Annotated in this window: 5 protein-coding genes, 1 tRNA gene and 2 pseudogenes; 3 read left to right on the top strand and 5 right to left on the bottom strand. The window is 69.9% G+C overall.

Translation table 11 applies throughout. From position 1 onward, the window contains the following. Positions 1-30 precede the first annotated feature (30 nt). Positions 31-1,553 (top strand): annotated as a pseudogene (gene istA / locus BM430_RS12900) (IS21 family transposase). After that, positions 1,550-2,320: pseudogene (istB, locus tag BM430_RS12895) on the top strand (IS21-like element helper ATPase IstB). The pseudogenes istA and istB overlap by 4 nt, the downstream one beginning before the upstream one ends. A 932-nt stretch (positions 2,321-3,252) precedes the next feature. Here the strand turns inward: istB and BM430_RS12890 are convergent. The 3 genes from BM430_RS12890 to BM430_RS12880 form a co-directional block, all read right to left on the bottom strand. Further along, positions 3,253-3,342, bottom strand: a tRNA-Ser gene (locus tag BM430_RS12890). 87 nt (positions 3,343-3,429) lie between these two features. Then, positions 3,430-3,774: a hypothetical protein gene (locus BM430_RS12885; protein ID WP_093567646.1), complete on the bottom strand. Its 345-nt coding sequence runs from the start codon at positions 3,772-3,774 to the stop codon at positions 3,430-3,432. Between the two features lie 336 nt (positions 3,775-4,110). Beyond that, entirely contained in the window at positions 4,111-4,638 is a 528-nt protein-coding gene (locus BM430_RS12880) for a cupin domain-containing protein (RefSeq protein WP_093567645.1), read from the bottom strand. A 575-nt stretch (positions 4,639-5,213) separates the two neighbouring features. Here BM430_RS12880 and BM430_RS12875 point away from each other — a divergent pair. After that, positions 5,214-5,411 carry a hypothetical protein gene (locus BM430_RS12875; RefSeq protein ID WP_093567644.1) on the top strand — a complete coding sequence of 66 codons (198 nt, stop codon included), beginning with the start codon at positions 5,214-5,216 and terminating at the stop codon, positions 5,409-5,411. Between the two features lie 80 nt (positions 5,412-5,491). On the opposite strand, the gene BM430_RS12870 is transcribed toward BM430_RS12875, so the two are convergent. Together BM430_RS12870 and BM430_RS12865 are read right to left on the bottom strand one after the other, a co-directional pair. Then, a complete protein-coding gene (locus BM430_RS12870; protein ID WP_093567643.1) occupies positions 5,492-7,126 on the bottom strand; it encodes an ABC1 kinase family protein in 1,635 nt (544 codons plus the stop codon). A 394-nt stretch (positions 7,127-7,520) separates the two neighbouring features. After that, positions 7,521-8,888, bottom strand: coding sequence for a hypothetical protein (locus BM430_RS12865; protein ID WP_143132018.1), 1,368 nt, complete (start codon positions 8,886-8,888; stop codon positions 7,521-7,523). Between the last annotated feature and the right edge of the window lie 69 nt (positions 8,889-8,957).

The raw sequence follows: 8,957 nt of genomic DNA, 5'->3' as shown, positions 1-8,957 counted from the left end.
CCCGCACTCGGAACGGGAGGCTCGCGGAGGATGTTGGTCGTGGAGACGGTCGCGAAGATCCGCCGCGCGTACTTCGTGCAGCATAAGCCGATCAAGCAGATCTGTCGGGAGCTGAAGCTCTCCCGCAAGGTCGTCAGGAAGGTGATCCGCTCGGAGGCAACCGCCTTCCGCTACACCCGCAGCGTCCAGCCTGTACCCAAGCTCGGGCCCTGGCGCGACGAGCTCGACCGGATGCTGACGGCCAATGTCGGGAAGCCGGCGCGGGAGCGGCTGACGCTGACCCGGATCTTCGAGGCGCTGCGGGGGCTCGGCTACGAGGGCGGCTATGATGCCGTCCGCCGCTACGCCAAGACGTGGAAGCGCCAGCAGGCCAGCGTGACGGCTCCCGCCTTCGTGCCGCTCGCCTTCGCCCCGGGCGAGGCCTACCAGTTCGACTGGAGCCACGAGATCGTCCTGATCGCCGGCGTCACCACGACGATCAAGAGCCTGCCCCCGCGAAGGCGGGGGTCGCCCACGTCCGGCTCTGCCACTCGCGCATGCTGTTCGTGCGCGCCTATCCGCGCGAGAGCCAGGAGATGGTCTTCGACGCCCACGACCGGGCGTTCGCCTTCTTCCGCGGCACCTGCCAGCGCGGCATCTACGACAACATGAAGACCGCGGTCGAGACGATCTTCGTCGGGCGCTAGCGCGCCTACAACCGCCGCTTCCTGCAGATGTGCTCGCACTACCTCATCGAGCCCGTGGCCTGTACGCCGGCGTCAGGCTGGGAGAAGGGGCAGGTCGAGAACCAGGTCGGGCTGGTGCGCGAGCGCCTGTTCACCCCGTGCGTCCGGGTGAGAAGCTACGACGAGCTCAACGCCCTGCTGCTCGACGGGGTCGTCGCCTACGCCAAGGCCCACCCGCATCCCGAGCAGCGCGACCTGACGATCTGGCAGGCCTTCGAAGCCGAACGGGGAGCCCTGGTCCCCTACGCCGGACGCTTCGACGGCTTCCACGCCGTGCCGGCGGCCGTGTCCTCGACCTGCCTGGTGCGCTTCGACAACAACAAGTACTCGGTCATGGCCTCGGCCATCGGCCGCCCGGTCGAGGTGCGCGCCTATGCCGAGCGCATCGAGATCCGCCAGGACGGACGCGTCGTCGCCGAGCACCCGCGGGCCTTCGGCCGCGGCCAGACGGTGTTCGACCCCTGGCACTACGTCCCCGTGCTCGCCCGCAAGCCCGGCGCGCTGCGCAACGGCGCACCGTTCAAGGACTGGGTCCTGCCCGCCGCCCTCGAACGGATCCGCCGCAAGCTCGCCGGCAGCGCCGACGGCGACCGCCAGATGGTCGAGATCCTCACCGCCGTGCTCGGCGACGGCCTGTCCGCGGTCGAGGCGGCCTGCGCCGAGGCACTGCGCGAGGGCGTGCACTCGGCCGACGTGGTGATCAACATCCTGGCCCGCCAGCGGGAGCCACCTACGCCCGTCCCGCTGCTGACGCCCGAGAGCCTGCGGCTGCGCCACGAGCCGGTCGCCGACTGTGCCCGCTACGACAGCCTGAGGAGAGCCCCATGATGGAACGTCAGCAGATCCTCGCCACCATGGGCGAGCTGAAGCTGTTCGGGATGAAGGCGGCCTACGACGAGATCATCAAGGTCGCCCTCAAGCGCAGCCACGAACCGCATCAGATCGTCGGCGACCTGTTGCAGGCCGAGATCAGCGAGAAGCAGGCGCGCTCGATCCGCTACCAGATGACGATTGAGGGTCCCATGCGATCCTGATCGCATGGGGTCCCTTCCAAGCTGCCCCTGGCCAAGGACCTCGCCGAGTTCGCCTTTGCCGGGACGCCGATCAACGAGGGTCTGGTGCGCGACCTCTGCGGCGGCGAGTTCCTGGCCCACCAGCGCAACGTCGTGCTGGTGGGCGGCACCGGCACGGGCAAGACGCACCTGGCCATCGCGGTCGCCCGGTCGTGCATCCGGGACGGGGCGCGGGCCCGGTTCTACACCGTGGTCGACCTCGTCAACCGGCTCGAGGCCGAGGCGCGAGCCGGCCGGCAGGGCCGCATCGCCGACCACCTCGCCCGGCTCGACCTGGTGGTGCTGGACGAGCTCGGCTACCTGCCGTTCGCGCAGTCGGGCGGTCAGCTGCTGTTCCACCTGATCAGCCGGCTCTACGAGACCACCTCGATCGTGGTGACGACCAACCTGGCGTTCGGGGAGTGGCCGAGCGTGTTTGCCGGCGACGCCAAGATGACGACGGCACTGCTCGATCGGCTGACCCACCACTGCGAGATCGTCGAAACCGGCAACGAGAGCTGGCGCTTCAAGAACCGGGCGTGAAGGGCGGCCTGCGCGCAGCTCATCCTGGACCCCTGCTCAGCCCGGCTGCGCCACCCCGACCCGCTTCGCCGGCCTGAGCAGGGGCGTCGCGCTACGCGCAACAAGGGGGCCCGATTGGACGCCGATTAGGGGTCCCGTTCCGATGCCGTTTGACAGCAGTCCCGTAGGAGGTTGGCCCGGCAGCGGCGAGTTCGATGCCCCCGGCTTCCTGATCGCTGCGACCGGCTCACTGGACCGCTCAGTCCCTGAACTACGGCTGGCTGGACGAGGCTGAATCGGACGTCCCGGCCTGGATCGGCATCGCCGAGTTCGATGCGCTCTGGCAGCAGACCAATGAGAACAGCGCGCAGGCCGGCGGTGCCGACGACGACCAGCCTGAGAACTTGCTAACCAGCGACGAGGAAGCTGAGTTGGCCTTCTGCGGCGAGTCGCCCGGCCGCGGGATGCGGCGGCCACTATTGAGAGCTTCAGCCTGGAGCTGGCACTCGGTCCGGTCCTACGCTTGGACGTCGCCAAAGGCACTCTGCGCTGTCACCAGACAGTGGCCTTCTCGAGCCCGCCGAGTGCAGTGCCCCCGCTGACATCGCGAGTTCGCAGTAGCTTAGTGAGCGTAGCTGCTACAGAAGTGTGACCCCGCGGCAACATGCGCCACCGCGGGCGCATCTTTCAGCGCAGCGAGTGCATCGCTCGGTCGCGTCGCACCCCAGCGATAAGTGCGCGCCGATTGTGACGCAGCTCGAGGTATCGGAGCAGATGCGGCTGTCTGGGGGTGTGTGAGTCCGCTGCCAGAGCTCTCGATGCGAGCTGCAATGACACGTCGGAAAAAGCCCTGATTCTTCAAGGGCTCTTGTGCGCAGTGGCCAAACTATGCTGAGATCGTGGACAAGAACACACCCAAAAAGGACAATCTATGGTGTGCGTTACAACAAGCCTGGCGGAGAGGGAGGGATTCGAACCCCCGATGGACTTGCGCCCATGCCGCATTTCGAGTGCGGTGCATTCAACCGCTCTGCCACCTCTCCGCGGGCGCCGTCGCCAGCGCAGGCGGGGCATTAGCATGGGTTCTCGCCGGACCACAAGCGGGGATCGGCGAGAAACCGAGATTTCGCTCAGGCGACTGAGCGACTGCCCGCGAGGCTGATGCGGCGCTGGCCGGGATAGCGGGTTTCGGGCGCGCGCGGGGCGGCGCGGGATTGGGCGAAGAGGACCGCTCCCGCCGTCCCGGCTACCCGCACCAGGTCGGTCTCGGTGCAGGCCGAGGCGACGCGCAGGCCGAGGGCGTGGAGGTGGCTCTTGCCGTACAGGTACGTCGCGAGGCGGGCCCGGGTCGCCGACGGGATGTCGGAGAGGAGTGTCTCCACCGCCTCGGCATCGGCGCGGTAGAGCGTGCCGAGCACGTCGAGCGAGACTGGGCAGTCGTCGGAAAAGGGCAGGCGGGCCTGCTGCGCGGGCATGGGATCCTCGGGATGATCAGGAATTGCCCCGAGGGTCGCCCGGCGTGCTTAACAGGAGGTTAAGCGAAGCGGGAAAATCCCCAGCATCCAAGTCGTCACGAGACCTGATGCGCCGGGGCCACTGTCCTGTGGCGGGCCGGATCCCGCCTCCGGCCCGCCGATCCGCCCGCCCAGCAATGCAGTGGGTGCAGGACCGGGGGGAAACCTGCGACATCCCCCCGCGGGACACTACGGGCTGCTGGAAACCGCCGACATGGAACCGTGATTACTCTGCCGCGTTAACCCACCCCCGCGGGGCAGGAAGCGTGGGGCCGAGAGGTACGGAAGGCCCCGGGATCACGGGTGCTTGTGGATCGGATCGACCCAGTAGACCGCCTCGGGCCGCTCCACGGGCTCGATGTCGGTGATGTTGACCACCACCGCCTCGTTGTCGGAGCGCACCAGCACGCATTCGAGCGCCTCGTCCGGCGAGGCGTTGATCTCCTGATGGGGCACGTAAGGCGGCACGTAGATGAAGTCGCCCGGGCCCGCCTCGGCGACGAATTCGAGCTGCTCGCCCCAACGCATCCGGGCACGGCCGCGCACCACGTAGATCACGCTCTCGAGGGCCCCGTGATGGTGCACGCCGGTCTTGGCGTCGGGCTCGATCGCCACGGTGCCGGCCCAGATCTTCTGCGCCCCGACCCGGGCGTGGTTGATCGCCGCCTGGCGGAACATCCCGGGGGTCTGCGCCGTGTTCGCGTCGAGCTTGTCGCCGGTGATCACCCGGACGCCGTCGTGCTTCCAGCGTCGCGCGCCGTGCGCGTGGTCGTGAGTGTGATCGTGCGCGTGGGGATGGGCGTGATCGTGGGGTTCGTCCGACATCGGTTGTCTCCGAAAGGTCCAGGGCGCGCATCCTGCGTCACGCAGCGACGGCGCGCCAGAGCGTCCGCCACGCGGAACGTTTGTTTTACAGAACGGCTTTCGTTCGTGCGCGAGGCGATGGCGCCGAAGACGGCCGAGACGTAAAGAATTTTTCGCGAACAAGCCAACGGGTAAAAGCTCCTTGTCTTTCGAGTTGTTCCATAAAAAGAACATTCTCGTTGACATTGGCGCCCGCCGGACCGATCTTGCTCTGGCCTTCGGGGCCGTTCACGAGCCCCCGCCGCGGTGATTTGAGGCGATTGCGCCGCGAGACCAAACGCTAAAGCACCCCGGCGCGCCGCGACGCGCCGGCGGGCCAACCCGGAGATCCCCGCGATGCCGCTCCGCCGCATGCCCTTCGCCGGCCGCCCCGTTCCGGCTCGCCGCGACCCGTGTCGCCGCGGCGGACGCCGCGGCTAGGCGCGCGCCGTCCGCCCGGGCCGCCCGAGGCCGGCCCGACTCTTGCTAAGCTTCTTTCGCGACAGGCATTCCTCGGCTCGCCCTTAAGCGGCGGCCGCGACCGGAGATGTACGCCCATGCAGCCCGCCCGCATCGTCGAGGTCGGCGAGACCTCCGCCGGCATCGTCGTCCCCGAGACCGACGGTTTCCGCTTCTTCTCCGCCCATCCGGACTTCCACACCCTGGAGGGACGGGTGTTCCGCAGCCCGCGCCACGCCACTCGGGCGGCGCAGGACCTGCATGCCCGCCGGCGCAGCCGGCGCCTCGACGCCTGAGCCCGGCAGACCATCCGGAAGGGTAGGGGCCGTCCCCCGGGGCGGCCCCGACGCAAGCGTCGCTCGGCTGCCCCGCTACGTCAGCGGTTGCGGGCGAGCAGCAGGATCCAGCCGATCCCGATCGTCAGCACCAGGATGCCGATCGTGGCGAAGGCCGGGGTGCCGTGCTCCATCAGCCGCGGGGCGAGTTGGGTGGCGAAGGCCGCCACCACGAGGCCGACCGCGACCCGGGCGGCGGCGCGTTCGATGCCGCGGGTCAGCTTGTCCATGCCCTTGAGCTCGATCTCCACCGTGACCCGGCCCTGCTTGAGCCGCACCAGCATCAGGTGGATCAGCGTCGGCAGCTCGGAGGCCGCGCCGTAGAGCCCGGTCGCCAGGCCCTGGAACTTGCCCTTCACGTCCTTGATCGAGAACTGCGACCGCATGTGGCGGCTCACGGTCGGGCCGGCCGCCGCGAACAGGTCGAAGGCGGGATCGAGCTGGCGCATCACGCCGTCGGCGGTGACCAGGCCCTTGAACAGGATCGCGAGGTCGGTCGGCATCGCGAGGTCGTTCTCGCGCGCCATGGTCATGAAGTCGGTGAGCACGAGGCCGAGATTGAGCGTCGCGCCGTTGTGGCGGGTGACGAAGGCCTGCGAGGCGGCCTCGAGCCGGGTCAGGTCCGGGTTGCTGGCGCCGGTCCAGTCGAGCAGCACCGCCATCAGCCCGTCGGCGTCCTCCTGCAGCATCGCGCCGATCAACATCAGCAGCTGCGAGCGGCGGCGCTGCGACAGCCGCCCGACGATGCCGAAATCGATGAAGGCGATCCGGTTGCCGGGCATCGCCAGGAGGTTGCCGGGATGCGGGTCGGCGTGGAACAGGCCCTCGATCATCGCCATCTGCAGGAAGGCGTCGACCCCGCGCTGGGCCAGCACCTTGCGGTCGAGCCCGGCCTCCTCCAGGCGCCTGGTGTCCGTCGGCGGGATGCCGTGGATGAATTCCTGCACTAGCACCCGCTCGGAGGTGTATTCCCAGTAGACCTTCGGGAATACGACGTCGTCGCGGTCGGGAAACAGGGCCGCCAACATCTCGCAGTTGCGGCCCTCGTTGGCGAGGTCGAGCTCCTCGCGCAGGCCGTTGGCGATGTGGCGCATCTGCTCGGTCGGCCGGTAGCGGGCCATCTCGGGCCACTCGGTCTCGACGATGCGCGAGGCGTGCGACAGCAGCCGCAGGTCGGCCTCGATGATTTTTTGCAGGCCCGGGCGACGGACCTTGACGATCACCTCCTCGCCGGTCTCGAGCCGCGCCCGGTAGACCTGGGCGATCGAGGCCGAGGCGATCGGGTTGGTGTCGAACTCCGAAAAGATCTCGGCGGGCGGGGCGCCGAGATCGGCCTCGAGCTGGGGCCGGATCACCTCCCAGGGCAGCGGCGCGACCTTGTCGTGCAGCTTGCCGAGTTCCTCCGTCCATTGCGGTGCCAGCAGGTCGGCGCGGCTCGCCAGCACCTGGCCGAGCTTGATGAAGGTGGGTCCCAAGGCCTCGATCGCCCGGCGCAGGCGCTCAGGCTGCGACAGGCGGGTGAGGTCGACGGCGGGCGCGCTGCGCCAGGCGAGCCGCGGGATCGCCCGCAGGCCGAGCCGGTCGACGACCTTGTTGACCCCGAAGCCGATCAGGATGCCGGCGATTTCCTGGAGGCGCTGGCGGTCCCGCGCCGCGACGATGGCGGTTTTCAGCATCTGCGCGTCGAATCTGCTCGGCTGGCGTGGGTGGGGGCGCCGGCCGGGGCGAGCCGGACGGACGGGGCGACGCGGGCGACGGCGTCGTCCGGGCCGATGGTGGAGATGGGGGCGCGCCTCGGCATCCTGATCCTCCCGAACACGCCCGGCTCACGTCGCGGCGCGCGTCGACCGCCTCCATGCGGCGTCAACCGGGCGGCACTGGGGCGGCCGGCGCAGGTCTCCGGCGGTAGCGCATGACCCGGGCGAGCACAATCACATCGGACCCTGAGCGCTCCATTGCCGCAACCGTGCGCCGCACCGTCGGCTGATGCCTTCGCCGCACGCGCGAAGGCCGGCCCCGGGTGCCCCCGGGACCGGCCTTGTTCACGATCGGACGATCGATGGTGCCGGATTACATCCGGCCGCCCGCGCCGCCGGGCTGGCCGGCCTTGGCGCCGCCGTCCTGCATGGAGCGTGACCCACCCTCCTGCATCGCCTTGCCGTCCATCGCCTTGCCTTCCATAGACTTGCCGCCCGGCTGGCCGCCGCGCTGGGTGCTGCCGGTGGTCTCCGGGCCGGTGCCGCGGCCGCCCATCTGGCGGTCGTTGGCTTGACGGTCGTTTCCTTGCCGCTCGTTCATGCCGCGCTCCGACCCGTTGCGGCCGGGCTGGTTGCCCGCCGCCTGCTCGGGCCGGGCGCCGTTGCGCTCGCCCATCTCGCGGCGGTCCTTGTCGTTCCGGTCCTTGCCGTTCCCCATCTCGCCCCGCGACAGGTCGCGGTTGCGCTCGCGGTCCATTCGGCCGTCGCGGCGCTCCTCGCTGCGGCTCAGGCGATCCTCGCGGCGCTCGCTGCGCACGTCCTCGCGGCTGCGGACGCTGCCGGTGACGCTGGTGCGCTCGCTGACCGACAGGCGGCGATACTCGGGCGAACCGACGAGGACGCGACGGCCCGAGATCACCACGTAGCGGTCGCCGCCGGTGCGCTCGGAGACGATCAGGCGACGGTACTCGGGCGAGCCGTAGATTACCCGCTGGCCTCGCACCACGACGTAGCGCTTCGGTCCGCTCTTCTCGCGGATGACGAGGCGGCGGTACTCGGGCGAGCCGACCCGCACCCGGCGGCCCTGGATCGTCACGAACTCGACCCGGCCGGCCCGCACGCCGCGGTTCTCGCGCTGCTCGACCACGACGAGGCGGCGATACTCGGGCGAGCCGTAGATCACTCGCTGACCCGCGATGGTCACGTAGCGGCGGCCGCCGACGGTGGTGATCCGGTCCTCACGCGCCTCGCTGCGGAAGCCCGCGCGGCCCTCGCGGCGCTCGAACCGGTCGGCCCGATCGTCGCGGCGCTCCGCCCGGCGGTCGCCGTCGCGGCGCTCGTCCATCGCCCGGCGGGAATCGCGGTCGGCCCCGCGCTCGCCGGCGCGGGTGGTCTCGGCGCGGTCGCGGGTGCCGTCCTTGCGGTCGGCCATGTCGGCCTTATTGGTGTCGGCCTTGTTGGTGTCGGCCTTGTTCATGCCGTCGCGGCCGGAGCCCTGGCGGCCCTGCTCGGCGCGGGCCTGGCCCATGTCGGACTTGCTGGAATCGGACTTGCCGGCCTCGCCCTTGCCCATCTCGCCGCGGGCCTGCTGGCCGGCGCCCATCTGGCCGCCCTTCGGGCCCGGCTGGCTCATCTCGCCGCCGCGACCCGGCGCGCCGCCGGCGCCAGGGCTCCCGGCCGTCTGGGCGTAAGCCGAAGTGCTGAGCAGCAGCGCCGCCAGTCCAACTGTCAGTCTGTTCATGATCGGTTGCCTCCCTGTGCGCCGGGATTGGTGCGGCGGCGCGCCGAAGATGCTTCAAAACGCCGACTT

Source organism: Methylobacterium sp. 174MFSha1.1 (assembly GCF_900116815.1).
Classification (GTDB): Bacteria; Pseudomonadota; Alphaproteobacteria; order Rhizobiales; family Beijerinckiaceae; genus Methylobacterium.
The sequence above is the reverse complement of the archived record's forward strand: the minus strand, read 5'-3'. Positions and strand labels throughout refer to the sequence as shown.